The sequence below is a fragment of the Thioalkalivibrio sp. ALMg3 genome, from assembly GCF_000381225.1.
GTDB classification, from domain to species: Bacteria; Pseudomonadota; Gammaproteobacteria; order Ectothiorhodospirales; family Ectothiorhodospiraceae; genus Thioalkalivibrio; species Thioalkalivibrio versutus.
The window spans coordinates 269413-284817 of sequence record NZ_KB906221.1; the positions used below are offsets into that span (position 1 = coordinate 269413).

Sequence of the window (15405 nt, forward strand, 5' to 3'; positions counted from 1 at the left end):
AAAGACCCTGGGCATGCGCGCCCGGTCATACTCCACTCCCCTGTCCATCAGCCCCCTAACCCGCGACCTTTCATTTTTGTGAAGGCTATCACATACAACATGCAGGAGACCGGATATTAACAATCCTCCCGGAAGCCGATTCGGGGGCTTCGGCTACCCGGCCGAGCGCCTCAAGTGGTACCGCGGCGGCATGCAGATGTGGCACGCCTTCGGCCTGACCACGGTCGAGGGCGAGACCGACGGCTAACCCGAGAGGACGCCTGCCTCGTCGTTGCAAGCGCAGCGAAGCCCTCGGCCAGACCAGGGCACAGCCCCACCCGATTACTTCGCGGTGCTCGCAAGGACGGAATGGGTGGCGAATCGGCGGTGACTCCGCCAGGCAGCGAATCAGCTACTTCGGCTCCGCCATCAGGGCCTCGACGGTGGCAATGACGTCGGGGTCGTCCCATTCGATGGCGCTGTTGACCGAATAGCGGACGCGGCCGTCACGGTCGAGAATGAACGAACTGGGGAAGGCAAAAACGCGCCAGTCGGCAGCTACTCGTCCGTCGAAGTCCATCAGGACCGGGAAATCCACCTGCACCTCTTGCATGAAGGCCGTGATGTGCTCGGCGCTTTCCTGATAATTGACCGATACGATGGCGAAGCCCTCGCCCAGGGTCTCGGCCATGCGGTTCATCGACGGGATCTCGTGCACGCAGGGCGGACACCAGCTGGCCCAGAAATTCAGCAGCACCACCTGGCCGTCGTAATCGGACAGCGACTGCTCGTCACCCAGGTGATCGGTCAGCGTGAAGTCCGCGACCGGCCGTGGACGATCACGCTCCACCAGCCCGCGGCCGACTTCGATCGCACGGATGGCCTCCGGCAGCGGCGCGGCCGCCAGCGGGCGCGGGACGCTGGCCAGTAGCCGGCCTGCCTGCAGCAGTTGCGCAGGCAGGCGCTCGGCCGCGGCCTGTTCCTCCGGCTCGGGATCGGAACGGCGCAGGTAATAAAAGTCGCGCACATGCGGGACCGTCTGCACGAACACGGCACTACCACCACGGCGCAGGTCGGCCAGGATGTCGTCCAGGTGCCAGCGATAGACGCCCTGGGTGGGCTGCAGCAGGAAGACCGGCAGACTGGTGGCGCGCACCACATCGACGAACTCGGCGGGGGCACCCGCCACCGGCGTGTCGACCATCAGGTTGGGGAAGGCCAGCGCCGCACCGAGTACGTAAGCCTCTTCGGGGCCGTCCTCCTGCCACTGACGCATGCCGCGCAGGGCGGTGATCGCCGGGCGGCCCGAGGCCACCAGCATCACCTGCTTGCCGGTCTGCTCGTGCGCCGCGCGCAGTAGCGCCGCTACGCTGACGCCATCCAGGCTGCGCATGCTCTCGTTGGTGCGCGGGAGGAAATGGGCATCCAGCAGATCGACCTGCCAGACCTCGACACCCATCGCAGCAAGCTCGCGGCCGAGGCGCGCATGGTTGGCGTGTTCGCCCGCCTGTGGCAGCAGCCAGAGGTAGACTCGATCGCCGGCGGCCGGGTACACGGTGACCTTCAGGTCCACGCCAGCGGGATCGGTCACCGTGACGGTGTGCGATTCCACCTCGCCGGCACCCGCTGGCGGAAGCAGCAGAAGCAGAGACAGCAGCAAGGCCAAACGCGGCAGGGATCGTATCGACACGCGGGCATCCATCAAGGGAACCGACCGCGACTATAGCGCCCACTCGCGTTCGCGGGAACGGCGCACGGAAGCGCCGAAGCCGGGGCAGGATCAGCGCAGGTGGGTGTGCTGGTAGGTACGCAGGCGTCGGGTCTTCTCCACCATGCGCCAGAGGGAACGGCAGTTGTTGTAGCGCGAGACGTGCTGCAGCGGCACCCAGAGGATGTCGTTCGACTCGTCGCTGCCGGGCACCGGCAGGCGGTCGTCGATCTCCAGCAGGAAGCGCACGTCGATGTGCTCGTGCATCGGGAAATGCGGGCTGGCCGGGATGGTGTGGATGTCGAGATCGAAGACATCCTCTTCCACCAGGCGGATCTGCTCGGGGGCGAGGCCAGTCTCTTCGTGGGTCTCGCGCAGCGCCACCTGCAGGATGTCGGCCTGGCCGTCGGCATGCCCGCCGGGCTGGAACCAGCGGTGGTGCTTGCCGTGCAGCAGCAACAGGGCCTGCTCACGATCGGGGCTGACCACCCAGGCGGAACCGGTTACATGCGCGGGCAGGAGATCGCAGTGGAAGCAGTCCGGATGCTCGCTGACGAACTCCAGGGCGCGGCGGACGTAGCCGGCCTCCTCGATGAAGGTCGTCTGGTGTCGGGCGAGCAGGTCCAGCAGCTGGGCGCGATGCATCTCAGGTCCCGGCGGGGTTGTGCAGCGCGTGGATCGCCGCGCGCGCGGCCTCGTCCACATCGCCCTCTCTGCCGGCCAGGGTCAGTCGGCCAAAGGCCCCCACCGCACGCACGTCGATCAGCGAGACGTTGGCGGCCTTCAGGGCCTGGTTCGCGGCATAGATGATGTACCCCGCCGGCTCCGCCTCGAGGATGAACATGCTCTGTTCCGGCAGGATCATGTTGCCGCGACGGTTCTGGCGGTTGATCAGCACGGTGTGATCCGGGGTCATCCCGCGGATGGTCTCCTGCCACGGGATGCGGCAGGGCTGGCGATCGTCCTGGCTGGCGCCCAGGCGTGCCAGCAGCACGCGGCCGGCCTCCTGCACATCGCTCTGGTCGCGGTGGTGGATCACCATGGAACCGAATTCGCGCTCCACCACCTGCTGCGCGAGGTGCACGTTGGTCGCCTTCAGTGCGACGTCGGTCAGGCGGTGCACCGCCATCCCCGGGGACACTTCCACCCACAGGCAGGAGTCTCCCGGAACGGGCAGGAAGCCCTGGGAGACCGTAGCCATGTATTCCGCCAGCTGCGGCTGGAGGGAATCCATGTAGACGTAGGTGCGCAGCTGGATCATCGATTCGCTCTGGGCCAGGGCCCGCGGCCCATGGTTCCCGCACGTCGCGGCCCGAACCCGCGCGGGAATCCGCGCACGCCTCATGCAAGCCGCCCCGAAATGGGCGGGCTCGCGTGCACACGCGGGAGAATTGGAGGACGTATTGTGAACGCAGCGCGCCCCAAGCTCAACGTTGAGTGCCTTCACAGGCCGGCCTTCGGGCGGCCACACGTCCCGGGAAGACGCTCGTATAATGCAACGCCAACCCCGCAGCCACAGGGATTGTCATGCCGAAGAAGGATGCGGAACACCTCCTCGCCAGCGTGGAAGACGCCGATCTCGATCTGGCCGAGACCCTGCGCCAGCTCGTGGACTGGCTGCGCCCGGAGGACCCGCGCAATGTCGCGCCGGTGATCTCCCGTATTGAGCAGTTAACCCTCGCCCTGGGCGAGAACCCGCGCCTGCAGGACCGGCTGCGTGAGCGCCTGGAGGACGGGCTGGAGGACGCCCGGCACCTGACGCTGTACACCGGGATCGGGCTGTTCTCGCGCAAGGGTTTCTTCCGCGAGGCCGCGGAGCTGATCTACGAGCGGATCAATCCGCGCCCGATGGACCGGCGCGACCTGAAAGACGTGCTTTATCACGTGTTTCACCAGACCGATGACGCCGCCTGGGTTGCGGCCCTGCCGGACGATGCCTGGTGGCGCCTGCTGGAGGCCCTGGGCTGCCTGACCGGGGAACACCCCGGGGTCCTGCAACGGGCACGCGAAGAAATCCTCTACGCCCTGGAGATGCTGTCGATCTGGGTGGCCGCGGAGGAGCTGGAGCCGGAACTGCTGCGCCTGGACCCATCGATCGCCGAGCACAACTCGGCCTTTGTCGCCCAGGAGCGCGAGATCTCCGCCTACGTGCGTGACTACCGCGCCACCCTGGAGGACCCCAACCGCGAACGCATGGACGACCGCCACGCGCGGGTGCTTCTGGAGCAGTGCAGCGAGCAGATCGCGCGCCTGCGCCAGCTGGCCATCACCCATGGCAACAGCCTGTCGCTCACCCACCTTCTGGAACGTCTGGACCAGACCCTCGGCCGCATTCACAAGCTACTGGACCTGCTGGAGCCGGACGCGGACCGCGACACGCGCGCGGCCTCGGTCGGGGTGTTCCGCGAACTCATCACCATCAGCGCCCGCCAGCACGGCGTACGCGCGCTGTGGCAGGACAACATCAAGCTGGTCTCGCGCAGCATCACCCAGCAAGTCAGCGACACCGGCGAGCACTACATCACGCAGTCGCGCGGCGAATACTTCCAGATGCTGCGCTCCGGAGCCGGCGCCGGGCTGATCATCGCGGTCATGGCCCTGATCAAAATCCAGATTGAATCCCTGGGACTGTCCCACGCGGTCAACACCCTGTGGGTGAGCTTGAACTACGGCCTCGGCTTTGTGCTGATCCACATCCTGCATTTCACCGTGGCCACCAAGCAGCCGGCAATGACCGCCGCGCGTCTGGCCGCCGCCATCGAAGAAAGCGAACGCGGCACAGCCGATCCACGAACCATGGCAGATCTCCTGATGCGGGTGGGCCGTTCGCAGTTCGCCGCAGTACTCGGCAACGTGGGCATCGCGCTGCCGACCGCCATCCTGATCGGTCTGTTTGCGGCGGGTCTGTTCAACGCTCCGGTCCTGTCCGGTCGCGAGGTCGACTACCTGGTGGACGGGCTGCACCCGATCATGGGCCTGGCGCTATTCTTTGCCGCGATCGCCGGGGTCTGGCTGTTCGTCTCCGGCCTGATTGCGGGCTTCTTCGACAACCGCTGCGCCTACCTCGACCTGCCCGGCCGCCTGCGCGAGCATCCGCTGCTGCGCCGGTTGCTGCCGACCGGGGCGCGCCACCGCCTGGCCGACTGGATCGGCCACAACTACGGTGCACTGATCGGCAACTTCCTGTTCGGCGTGCTTTTGGGAGTGACCGGATATGTCGGCTACCTGCTGAACCTGCCACTGGACATCCAGCACGTCGCCTTTGCCTCGGCCAACCTCGGCTATGTCACCGCCAGCGAAGCGCCCGGGCTGGGCATGTTCGTCCTGTTTCTGGTGTTCGTGCTGCTGATCGGGGCAGTTAACCTGTGGGTCAGCTTCGGGCTCGCGCTGTACGTTGCGCTGCGCGCCCGTGGCGTGCGCATCGGGACCTTTGGCCGCGTCGTTCGCGCCTATGGTCGCCACCTGCGCGAACGTCCGGGCGAATTCCTGTTCCCGCCCGGCGCGCAGACCACGACCAACGGAGGCGACGACGAGTCCGATGCTCGTTAGCAGGGCCTTGCGTCTGCTGGCGCCGACACTCGCGCTATCGCTCGCCGGCTGTGCCGGGACGGTACCCAGCCCGTCCGGTGACGAGACCCGCACCCCGCTGATCGCCTCCGAGGTGATCCACACGACGGATGGCGACCGGCTGCCGCTGCACCGCTGGGGGCCGGACACCCCCGAGCGGGTTGTGCTGGCCCTGCACGGCTTCAACGACCACGGTGGCAGCATGCAGGCGCTGGGCGAGGCGCTGGCCGGGCACGCCATTGCGGTGTATGCCTATGACCAGCGCGGCTTCGGAGCCACGCGCAACGCCGGCTACTGGTCCGGTCACCGACTGCTGGCCGAGGACGCCCGCACCGCACTCCGGCTGCTGCAAGAGCGCTACCCCGACCAGACGCCCTACCTCATCGGCAAGAGCATGGGCGGCGCTGTCGCGCTTCTGGCCATGGAGGAAACGACCGATTCCGCCACTGCATCGCCCCGGGTCGCCGGCACGGTCCTGATCGCCCCGGCGGTCTGGAGCCGTGGCGACATGCCCTGGTATCAGCGCTTCGGCCTGTGGCTCGGGGCGCGCCTGGCGCCCGGCTGGCGCCTGGACGGCGAGATGGCCGCTGACCTCGACATCCACCCCACCGATGACCCCGCGGTGCTACAACAGATGCGTGACGACCCGCTGGTGTTGCGTGATGCCCGCATCGATGCCCTGGACGGCCTGACCACCCTGATGACCCACGCGCTGGAGGCGGGCCCGGCTTTGCCCCCACCGAGCCTGACGCTGTACGGAGCGCGCGACGATCTGGTGCCACCCTTGCCCCTGGCGCGCCTGCTGGAGGCCCTGACCGCCCAGGGATCCGATGACCATCGGGCCGCGCTCTACCCCGAGGGCTATCACATGCTGACCCGGTATACCGGGGCCGAGACCACCTTTGACGACGTCGCCGCCTGGCTGCGGGACCCCGAAGGAAGCCTCCCCTCGGGCCACGAGCGTTCGCCCGACGCCCTGGCGCAGTACCTGCGCGAAAAGCACTGACTCGGGTTTCTCTGGCCACCACCGCGCGCTGGCGCTACGGTGGACCCAGCCAACCTTCGGAGAACGCCCTATGAGCCACTCGACCCCCAACCGCCTCGACGACCTGGTTGCCCGCAGCCGCCGCGACCAGGCGGAACGGGAACAGGGCTACCGCGAGCAAGCGTTGAAGATGTATCCGTGGGTATGCGGCCGCTGCGGGCGCGAATTCACCCGCGTCAATCTGCGCGAGCTGACCGTGCACCACCGCGACCACAACCACGACAACAATCCATCCGACGGCAGCAACTGGGAGCTGCTGTGCCTGTACTGCCACGACAACGAACACCAGCGCTACACCGACGCCACTCCGGGCAGCGGCAATACGGCGAGCACCTCCTCGGCCACCCACAACCCCTTTGCCGGGCTGGCCGGGTTGCTTGACGATAACGACCGGGGCGGCGACGACCCGAAGGCGTAGAACGACTGCGGGCTGGATGTCGGCATCGGGTCAGAGCCGGCGCCACCAGAACTGCAATGGCTTGAGGCTCTCCTGCCTCGCGCCGATATCCGGCCACGGGAAGTGGCCAACCCGCCCCTCGGCGCGCCGGTAGCCGCGCTTTCTCCAGAACCCGTCCAGGGGCCGGTAACCGGCCGGGCGTCGCGGGTGATCCTCCGGGCGCACCACCGCGCAGAAGGTCGCATGGGCAAAGCCCAGGCGCCGCGCTGCCGCCTCGCGCTCGTCGAAGAACCGATGCCCCGCCCCCGAGGGAGACGCTGATTGAATCGCGCTCTCGCGTTGGTGCCCCCTGTTTTCCGAGACAAGGCGCGTCGTGCAGCGGGTAGTGGTTCTACCCGCAAGCGGCACAACGCAGGATCGGGGAACAGGGGGCACCAACCCCACAAGCGATTGAATGCAGGGGCTCGGCCGCCCGTTGTTGACGAGAACGGGCGCGCGAACAGCGTTGCGGCTCCCTTGTGCAGAATGACTGCACGGCAGTCGCCGCGCCTTGTTCGCACGCAAAAGCGACTCGAGCGCGAGCGCGCGATTCAATCAGCGTCTCCCTGGCCGCGGAAGTCCGGCTCCAGTACCGATTCCGCCAGGTAGTAATACGCCGCCGGGTCCAGTCCCTGCTCAAGGAACGGGGCCTGGAATTCCGCCTCGGCCGCAGCCAGCGGCAGCGCAGTGGAGGCCCCCACGACGCGATCACCTTCCAGCGCGAGTACCAGCGTACTGTCCGGGCAGCCGACGTAGTCCTGCAGATACCGCTCTTCGTACTCCGCGCTCCCGTCGTAGAGATATGGCCACTCGCGGAAGACTGCGATGCGCAGGCGTGCAACATCCTCCAGATAGGGGGCAATCCCCGCCCCTCCCACGATCCTGAACTCCATTCGCCCCCCCGGTATCACAATCAAACCGGCGCCGGCGTGTCCGCAGGGGCCTCCCGGCCGACACCGCGCAAGAGGCGCCCAAGGATATCCGACCCACTCAATATCCGGCGCTGACTATCGGTCCACAGCAGGATCACGTCGTCCCCAACCACCGTGTCACCGCTGCTGGCCGGGCGCACCCGGAAATGGGATACCAGGCTGCCCAGCCGGTGGCTGCCATCACGCACGACCAGCGGGTGATGGCAGTGATGGTGGGGATCGAACCGCTCCGGCGCAAACAGCGCCTCGCGGGTAAAATCCGCGACCCGGATCACCGTGCGCGGCTCGCCCTCGGGATCGATGACCACCATCCAGCTGCGACCCGGTCCATTGAGTCGACGCAGGAACGCATCATCGGTACGGGACTCGATCGCCGGGAACACCGGACGCCCGGCCTCGAAGCCCAGCGTGATCACGCTGTCCGGGGCCAGCGCCTGGCCCTCGTGTTGCACCAGGATGTCGTCCAGCTCGAGGAAATTCCGCGCGCCCCGCCCCTCGACCCGGGTAATCTCGCTGCCGTGGGCCTGCATGTGCAGGTCGATCAGGTGATGCAGGTCCCGCTCGGGGAAGAAGCGAATCTCCTCGCCCCCCAGCCAGCGGTCCAGCACCCAGGCAGTGGGCCGTGCCACCGGGTACATCAGGATCTGGTAGAAGCGCAGCAGTGGATACAGCGCCCCGGCGACCCGCAGGGCATGCCGCGAAAAGTAGGACTGCGGCAGAATCTCGGCAAAGATCGTGATCACCACGGTAGAGAACAGGAATGCCGCCACGCCGCCCATCACCGAACCCGACAACAACGCCAGCAGCACGTTGACGGAGACGTTTCCCCAGAGAATGGTCACCAGGGCAAAGTTGGCATCGGCGCGCAGGGCCAGCAGGCGCTCCGCGCGCCGGTCACCCTTCTGCGCCTCGACCTCCAGCTCCAGCTTGCTGCGCGAGAACAGTCCGAGATTGAGTCCGGACAGAATCGCCGATTGGGACAGGCAGACGAGGATACCCAGCCAGGTGAGGACGCTCATGGGGTCTTTTCCTTGGGCAACACGGCGCACGAACGGGAGAGGCTTCAGGGTACCGCGTGGCAAGCCGTGCGCGCCCGCACGGAACGTTCGTTTCGTCGTGCCAAGCCGCACCCGCAAACCGGCAAAACATCTACACTTGGAGATGGGGCCGATGCCTGTCGGGCCGGCACCACAGCGGCCCGGTACGTCAGGAAACGGCCGGTCGGGCCACCGAATACGCTACAGGAGGATCTGCATGGATACTGTCTGGATCGTTGTCGCCGACGCCGCACGAGCCCGCATCTTCACCTGCGAGGGCCGTGCCTGCCAGGGGATGCACGAGAGCGAGACGCTCTCGCACAGCGAATCCCGCGCCCACAATCAGGATCTCGTCTCGGATCGTCCCGGGCGCAGCTGGAGCAGCGCCAGCGGGGACGCCCGCCACGCCATGCAGGACAGCACCGACCCGGCCGCCAACGAGCGCAACCGCTTTGCCCGTCAGGTGGCCGAACGCCTCAAGTCCGCCCATAACGACGGCACCTTCAAAAAACTGGTGATCGTCGCCGCACCCTCGTTCCTGGGCGCCCTGCGCGAAATGCTGGACCCGACCGTCGCCCATAGCGTCACCGCCGAGGTCGCCAAGAACATCACCAAGTCGACCGACGCCACCACCCTGCGCAAGCACCTGCCCGACTTCCTCTACTAGGCACCATTCCAGCCCTGGCCCCGCATAGCGGGGCCAGGGGCGACCGGTCGGCTCCAACGCCCCTCATCGCTTGCCGAGATCGTCCGGCTTCAGCGTGCCCAGCAGGCGCGGGCCGTCGGCGTGTGGCTCGAACACCGCCATTTCCGCCTCCTCGATTTCCACATCCGCGGCGTGGCGCAGGTTGAGATCGTGGCCCACAACGACGATGTTTTGCTTCGGATCCCTGGGCGGAGTATTCAGATGCCCCCGAAGGCCTTCGATCAGGTCCTCGCGGCGCTCATCGTCCTGGATAATCGGCAGATTGTAGAGCTCGGTCCGAATCTCGTAGTCACCGAAGGCATAGTGCGCGGTCTCCCAGTTACGGCAGAACTCGCTGGTCAATACCTGCTCCACCGGGATCGCGTAATGATCGAAGCCCTTGCCCACCTGGCGCGCCTGCTCGCGCCCGCGCGTACTCAGATTGCGCTGTCCTTCGCAATCGTCCATGTCGGACAGGTCGTAGTCGTCATGCGAACGATCGGTCGCCGCATGCCGCCAGTACACCACCAGCCCACCCGCCTGCATACGCTCGATCAGCGCATCCGGTGCCAGCGTCCCCGCATTTGCGGTAGCGAACGCCACCAGCAACAGGGCCAGGATTGCGCTCAGTATCCCATTTCGCATGCCGTCCTCCTCGCGAGTGATGGATTCGGTGTTTCCCTTGTGTGCGGACGCTCTGCGGCCGCGGTACCCGACACCCACCGGGCCCGCGCCTCCCAGTCTCCCGGGGCTCAGTCGAAGTCGTCGGGCGTCAGCACCCCGAGTACCCGGGGCGAGTCGCTGCCGGGCTCGAACACGGCGATTTCACCCTCGTCGATGCGAACCCGGGCGGCCTGCTGAAGATTGATGTTGTGGCCCACGATCACCACGTTCTTCCCGGCATCCCCCGGCGCCGTCACCAGATAGCGCCGCAATGCATCCACCAGCTCCTGCTGGCGTTGACGGTCACGCACTGGCGGCACATTGAACAGGTCGTCACGGACCTCCCAGGAGTCCTCGCCGAAGGCAATCCGGGCACTGTCGACATTGCGGCAGAAGGGCGAGCTCAGGATGCGCTCGACCGGGATCGCGTGGCGTTCGAAGCCCTCGCCCACCTGACGTGCCTGCTCGTACCCGCGGTCGTCGAGATTGCGCTGCCCCTCGCAACGGCTCATGTCGGACAGGTCGGTGTCCCGCTGGCTGCGGTCGGTGGCCGCATGCCGCCAGTAGATCACCAGCCCACCCGCCTGCATGCGCTCGATCAGCGCATCCGGGGCCAGTGTGCCGGCGCTCGCGATTACGGGGGAGAGTCCAAGGATGATCAAGAACAAGAACCAGCGCCGAAGCATCGGGACCTCCAGTGAGAACGGGGTTCAACGAAGCAAGAGACCGTCATCCAAGGGCATCGGTTCGATGCATATTCTGGGCGCAACCATCCGCCCGGCGCGTTGACGCCCCCCGACCCCAGCCCTAGTATGCCGTCACCCCCTTGCCCGGAAACCCGCGTCCCCATGACCTATTGTGTCGCCATCGATCTGGACGACGGTCTCGTCTTCGCCTCCGACTCCCGCACCAATGCGGGCGTCGACCAGGTCAGCACCTACAGCAAGATGCACACCTTCGAGATCGAGGGTCAGCGGGTCTTTGTGGTCCTCGCTGCCGGCAACCTCGCCACTACGCAATCCGTGGTACAGCAGCTCAAACGGGACATGGAAGAAGGTGCCGACGAGAGCCTGGCCACCGTGGAGCGCATGTCGGATGCAGCCGACTATCTGGGCCGGCTCAACCGCGAAGAGGCGGAAAAGCACTCCGAGGCACTGTCCCGCTCCGGCATCAAGGCCGAGGCCACGCTGATCATCGGCGGCCAGATCGGCCAGGACGCGCCGGCGATCTTCATGGTTTACCCGCAGGGCAACTACATCACCACCTCGCAGCAGACACGCTTCTTGCAGATCGGCGAGAGCAAATACGGCAAGCCGATTCTGGACCGCATCATCGACCCGACCACCCCGCTGGGCGATGCCGCGCGCTGTGCCCTGGTCTCCATCGACTCGACGATCCGTTCGAACCTGACCGTGGGGCCACCGATCGAGGTGATGGTCTATGAGCGCGGCACCCTGACCTTCGACCATTACCTGTGCCTGGAGACGGACGACGACTACCTGCGGTCGCTCACCCAGGCCTGGGACATGAACATCAAGAAGGCCTTCACCGACCTGCCGCGCTTCGACTGGGAATCCGCCCACGAACGCAAGCTGCGCGGGACGCGCGTCAGCCGCGGCTCCGGCAAGACGGCGGGGTCTTCCTCGACCAAGACGAAAAAGCCGCGGCGCTGAACACGGCAGCGCGGCGACGCTACGCCGCCTGAGTCTGCACCTGCGCCGGCGAGGCCAGGAACCAGGTCTCGGCGTTCGCGCCGTGAATATCTCCGATATCCCGCTGCAGCACGTCGATGAAGGCGTGCAGGGCCTCTTCCTTGATCAATTCGTCCACGTGCGCATCGGCCGCGTGACGGCGCCCCTGGATCACCAGGCGCAGAGGCAGTTCGTTGTTCGGCAGTTTTTCCAGCGCGTCCTGTACCTGGGTCAGGGCGTGGGTAACCGACCGCGGGAAGGCGGTGTCCTGCAACAGGTAGCGAACCACATCCACGCCGTTGATACGCCGCTTCACATGCTGACGATACATCTGGAAGCCGCTCTCCGAACGCAGGATGCTGGTCCACAGCAGTCCCTCGTAGGGCCCCGGATCCTCGCCATCCTTCTTCAGGTGACGCAGTGCGCCAACGTCGATCTGCCGCGTCCCCATGTCGGCCCGCTCCAGGTTGCGTCCCAGGCGGATAAAGTCGTAGGCGGCATCGTGGCTCATGGTTCCGGCCAGCAGCCCGGTCAGGGTCTGGCAGCGCTGGATCACGTCCGAGAGGAATTCGAAACGCCCGCGCTTGCCGATACCCTGATCGATATGGTCGCGCGCGAACAGATAGAGTTCGTTCATCACCTCCCAGGCCTCGGAGGGCACCAGATCGCGCGTGGTGCGAACGTTCTCGCGCGCGGCGCGCAGGGAGTTGAGGATGGAGCTGGGGTTGTCGGCATCGGCCAAGAGGAACTTCACGCAGTTACGTTCATCTTCGCGCTGGTAGTGGTTGTCGAACAGGGCCTCGTTACCGGTGACGTCCACCAGCCCCTTCCAGGACAGCTGCACCGATTTCGGCATGTCCAGCGCCAGCAGATTGAAGGCCATGACCATGCGCGCCGTGTTCTCGGCACGCTCCACATAGCGCGCCATCCAGTACACGCGTTCTGCGACTCTCGAGAGCATCTTAGTTCTCCTCGTCCACGATCCAGGTGTCCTTGCTGCCCCCGCCCTGCGAGGAGTTCACCACCAGCGAGCCCTTGCGCATCGCCACGCGGGTCAGCCCGCCGGCGGTCACGTCGGTGCGCACGCCCTGCAGGACGAACGGGCGCAGATCCAGGTGCCGCGGTTCGATCTCGTCACCGCACAGCGTCGGGGCCACCGAAAGGTCCAGCGTCGGCTGGGCGATGTAATTGCGCGGGTCTTTCTTGATCAGCTGCGCGAACTCGGCCCGTTGCTTCTTGGTTGCGTGCGGGCCGACCAGCATGCCGTAGCCACCGGACTCGTTGGCCGGCTTCACCACCAGCTCGTCAAGGTGATCCAGCACGTAGGCTCGATCCTTCTCGTTGACGCAGAGATAGGTCGGCACATTGGGGATGATCGGTTCCTGATCCAGGTAATAGCGGATAATGTCCGGCACAAAGGCATACATCACCTTGTCGTCGGCCACGCCCGCGCCCGGCGCGTTGGCGAGCCCCACGTTGCCCTGGCGCCAGGCGCGCATCAGCCCGGGCACGCCCAGCATCGAATCCGGATTGAAGACCTCCGGATCCAGGAACTCGTCGTCGATGCGCCGGTAGATGACGTCGACGCGCTCCAGACCATCGATGGTGCGCATGTAGACGCAGTCGTCGTCGCCGACCACCAGATCCGCGCCCTCCACCAGCTCCGCGCCCATGCGTTGGGCGAGGAAGGAGTGTTCGAAGTAGGCCGAGTTGTAGATCCCCGGCGTCAGCACCGCGATCTCCGGGTAGTCCTGCGGACGCGGCGAGATCGAGGCGAGCATGTCGAACAGCTGGGTGGGATATTCATCCACCGGCAGGATGCTGGAACTCTCGAACAGCTCCGGGAACACCCGCTTGGTGACTTGCCGATTCTCCAGCATGTACGACACGCCGGAGGGCACGCGGAGGTTGTCCTCCAGCACGTAGAACTGCCCCGAGCCGTCGCGCACCAGGTCCGAGCCGCAGATGTGTGCCCAGACGCCCTGCGGCGGCTTGATGCCAACACACTGTTCGCGGAAGTTCTTTGACTGGTTCAGCACGTAGCGCGGAATCACCTTGTCCTGGAAGATCCGCTGCTCGTTGTAGATATCGTCAATGAACAGATTCAGGGCATTCAGGCGCTGCTCGAGGCCGGCCGTGACCTGATCCCATTCCTTGCGCGCAATGACCCGCGGGATGATGTCGAACGGCCAGGCACGGTCGATGTTCTCGCCTTCAGTGTAGACCGTGAAGCTGATACCCATCTCGAGAATCGCGCTGTCCGCGGCCTGCTTGCGGCTGTGGATCTCGCCCGCGTCCAGCGAGGCCAGGTATTCCGCGAGTGCCCGAGCCGGAGGGCGTGGCTGGCCAGGTTTCTCGATCAGTTCGTCGTAAAACGGGGCGGAATCGTATTGCTTCCAGTCGATGGCCATTCGTCGGGTCCTCTGACGCGGGGATGGTGTTGTTCTACAGTAACGCCTTTTGGCGACAGTCGACGTTTCTGCCCACAGCGTTTCGTCCGGCCCGCCCCGACCGAGGTTCCCATGTCCGACGCACTCGAACAGCGCCTGATCGAACTCTACCGCCACCCAAAGATCCAGGGATGCAACTGGCAGCCACGGTTGTTCTGGTATGCGGCCGCCGACGGCACGCCCTTCGGCAGGTTGCGGGTGGACGGGCGGGAACTGGAGGTCTTCCTGGCAACAATCCTGGGGGAACCTTCAACGGAACAGGCCGGGCTGGATGCCGAGCGGGACGGCCGCGGGCAGTTTCTCGCCGCCAATGCGCGGCGCCACGAGCTGCCGTTGTTCACCCGCCGCTGACCAACCATGGCCTTGTCACAAGCCCTGCCATCGCAAGGAATGTAGCGACATGACGGCCTTCCTGGGCGGCCAGGCAACCGAACCGAACAAAACGCAGGGGGTGCGGACGGAGGTTGCTTCCTTCGTCGCTGCGCTCCTCGCCATCACGGGGCTCGTGGCGGCGCCATGCGAGGACGAACGTTCAGACAGGCTTGCGGAATTCGACCTGTTTCCAGTAGCCGAACAGGCTCGCCGGGGCGACCATGCAGGGCTCCTGCCCGGTCACGCGCACGAAGTCCTCGTATTCCATGTCCGGCCGGAACCCAACGGCCTTTGACAGCGGCCGCAGGCAGCGCTCGACGCCGCGCAACAACCATTGCTGCGAGGCAAAGTGGTTGACCACCAGCAAGCGCCCCCCGGGGCGGCAGACTCGCCACATCTCGGCGAACAGGGCATCGGGGTTGGGCACCACGGTTGCGACATACATCGCGACCACCGCGTCAAAGCTATTATCGGCGAAGCCGAGCTTTTCGGCATCCATCTCGCACAGGCCAGATACTGCCGGCAGGCCACCGTTCAGGCGCCCACGCGCAACCTCCAGCATCTCGCGGGATACATCGATCCCCACCACCTCGCAGTCATCCGGGTAATCCGGCAGCGAGATCCCGGTGCCGACCCCGACCTCCAGGATGCGCTTGCCCGAGACCGGCGCCAGGGTCTCCCGCGCGCTGGCGCGCCCGGTCGCGAACACTCGACCGAAGGTGGCGTCGTAGTGGCGAGCGTAGCGCCGGTAACTTTTGCGAATACTGACGAGGTCCATGCCCACGCGTCCCGAATCTGAATGGCCGGACGCCGGGAAAAGCAGCGCCCGTGATCGAAGCG

General features: G+C 66.0%; 15 protein-coding genes and 3 pseudogenes. 7 read left to right on the forward strand and 11 right to left on the reverse strand.

Annotated features, from left to right (window positions below):
* Positions 1 to 151: 151 nt before the first annotated feature.
* Positions 152 to 247, forward strand: a pseudogene (locus F622_RS14025) (rhodanese-like domain-containing protein); the annotation flags it as partial.
* 144 nt (positions 248 to 391) lie between these two features.
* On the opposite strand, the gene F622_RS0105140 reads toward F622_RS14025, so the two are convergent.
* From F622_RS0105140 to F622_RS0105150, 3 genes are all read right to left on the reverse strand, one after another.
* The gene (locus tag F622_RS0105140; RefSeq protein ID WP_019571461.1) at positions 392 to 1681 is read right to left on the reverse strand and encodes a TlpA disulfide reductase family protein; all 1290 of its coding nucleotides are present in this window, start codon (positions 1679 to 1681) and stop codon (positions 392 to 394) included.
* 78 nt (positions 1682 to 1759) lie between these two features.
* On the reverse strand, positions 1760 to 2332 hold the full coding sequence (locus F622_RS0105145; protein WP_018167878.1) for an NUDIX hydrolase: 573 nt from the start codon (positions 2330 to 2332) through the stop codon (positions 1760 to 1762).
* 1 nt (position 2333) lies between these two features.
* On the reverse strand, positions 2334 to 2948 hold the full coding sequence (locus tag F622_RS0105150; RefSeq protein ID WP_018167879.1) for a BMC domain-containing protein: 615 nt from the start codon (positions 2946 to 2948) through the stop codon (positions 2334 to 2336).
* Positions 2949 to 3214: 266 nt separating this feature from the next.
* Here F622_RS0105150 and F622_RS0105155 point away from each other — a divergent pair, with 266 nt between their 5' ends.
* From F622_RS0105155 to F622_RS0105165, 3 genes are all read left to right on the forward strand, one after another.
* Complete coding sequence (locus F622_RS0105155; RefSeq protein WP_018176448.1) at positions 3215 to 5236, forward strand: site-specific recombinase; 2022 nt, start codon at positions 3215 to 3217, stop codon at positions 5234 to 5236.
* Complete coding sequence (locus F622_RS0105160) at positions 5226 to 6260, forward strand: alpha/beta fold hydrolase (protein WP_196799424.1); 1035 nt, start codon at positions 5226 to 5228, stop codon at positions 6258 to 6260. Before F622_RS0105155 ends, F622_RS0105160 begins: the two co-directional genes overlap by 11 nt.
* A 70-nt stretch (positions 6261 to 6330) precedes the next feature.
* Positions 6331 to 6717, forward strand: a complete 387-nt coding sequence (locus tag F622_RS0105165) for a YajD family HNH nuclease (protein ID WP_018176450.1) — start codon at positions 6331 to 6333, stop codon at positions 6715 to 6717.
* 30 nt (positions 6718 to 6747) lie between these two features.
* Here the strand turns inward: F622_RS0105165 and F622_RS0105170 are convergent.
* From F622_RS0105170 to F622_RS0105180, 3 genes and pseudogenes are all read right to left on the reverse strand, one after another.
* A pseudogene (locus F622_RS0105170) lies at positions 6748 to 7002 on the reverse strand (hypothetical protein); the annotation flags it as partial.
* Positions 7003 to 7301: 299 nt separating this feature from the next.
* A pseudogene (locus F622_RS13375) lies at positions 7302 to 7628 on the reverse strand (hypothetical protein); the annotation flags it as partial.
* 20 nt (positions 7629 to 7648) lie between these two features.
* Positions 7649 to 8686 (reverse strand): DUF21 domain-containing protein, encoded by a 1038-nt coding sequence (locus F622_RS0105180; RefSeq protein ID WP_018176453.1) that lies wholly within the window; start codon positions 8684 to 8686, stop codon positions 7649 to 7651.
* A gap of 235 nt (positions 8687 to 8921) precedes the next feature.
* On the opposite strand from F622_RS0105180, the gene F622_RS0105185 reads away from it, so the two are divergent.
* A complete protein-coding gene (locus F622_RS0105185; RefSeq protein ID WP_018146209.1) occupies positions 8922 to 9371 on the forward strand; it encodes a host attachment protein in 450 nt (149 codons plus the stop codon).
* A 63-nt stretch (positions 9372 to 9434) separates the two neighbouring features.
* On the opposite strand, the gene F622_RS0105190 is transcribed toward F622_RS0105185, so the two are convergent.
* Positions 9435 to 10034, reverse strand: a complete 600-nt coding sequence (locus F622_RS0105190; protein ID WP_018176454.1) for a histidine phosphatase family protein — start codon at positions 10032 to 10034, stop codon at positions 9435 to 9437.
* A gap of 107 nt (positions 10035 to 10141) precedes the next feature.
* A complete protein-coding gene (locus F622_RS0105195; RefSeq protein WP_019571462.1) occupies positions 10142 to 10738 on the reverse strand; it encodes a histidine phosphatase family protein in 597 nt (198 codons plus the stop codon).
* 162 nt (positions 10739 to 10900) lie between these two features.
* On the opposite strand from F622_RS0105195, the gene F622_RS0105200 reads away from it, so the two are divergent.
* Entirely contained in the window at positions 10901 to 11725 is an 825-nt protein-coding gene (locus F622_RS0105200) for a proteasome-type protease (RefSeq protein ID WP_018167887.1), read from the forward strand.
* 19 nt (positions 11726 to 11744) lie between these two features.
* Here the strand turns inward: F622_RS0105200 and F622_RS0105205 are convergent, their stop codons facing one another.
* Complete coding sequence (locus F622_RS0105205; protein WP_026313083.1) at positions 11745 to 12704, reverse strand: alpha-E domain-containing protein; 960 nt, start codon at positions 12702 to 12704, stop codon at positions 11745 to 11747.
* Between the two features lies 1 nt (position 12705).
* The gene (locus tag F622_RS0105210) at positions 12706 to 14154 is read right to left on the reverse strand and encodes a circularly permuted type 2 ATP-grasp protein (RefSeq protein WP_018146214.1); all 1449 of its coding nucleotides are present in this window, start codon (positions 14152 to 14154) and stop codon (positions 12706 to 12708) included.
* Positions 14155 to 14265: 111 nt separating this feature from the next.
* Between F622_RS0105210 and F622_RS0105215 the strand changes: the two genes are divergently transcribed.
* On the forward strand, positions 14266 to 14544 hold the full coding sequence (locus F622_RS0105215) for a hypothetical protein (protein ID WP_018146215.1): 279 nt from the start codon (positions 14266 to 14268) through the stop codon (positions 14542 to 14544).
* A gap of 181 nt (positions 14545 to 14725) precedes the next feature.
* Here F622_RS0105215 and F622_RS0105220 read toward each other — a convergent pair whose 3' ends face one another.
* On the reverse strand, positions 14726 to 15343 hold the full coding sequence (locus tag F622_RS0105220; RefSeq protein WP_018167889.1) for a class I SAM-dependent methyltransferase: 618 nt from the start codon (positions 15341 to 15343) through the stop codon (positions 14726 to 14728).
* Positions 15344 to 15405 lie beyond the last annotated feature (62 nt).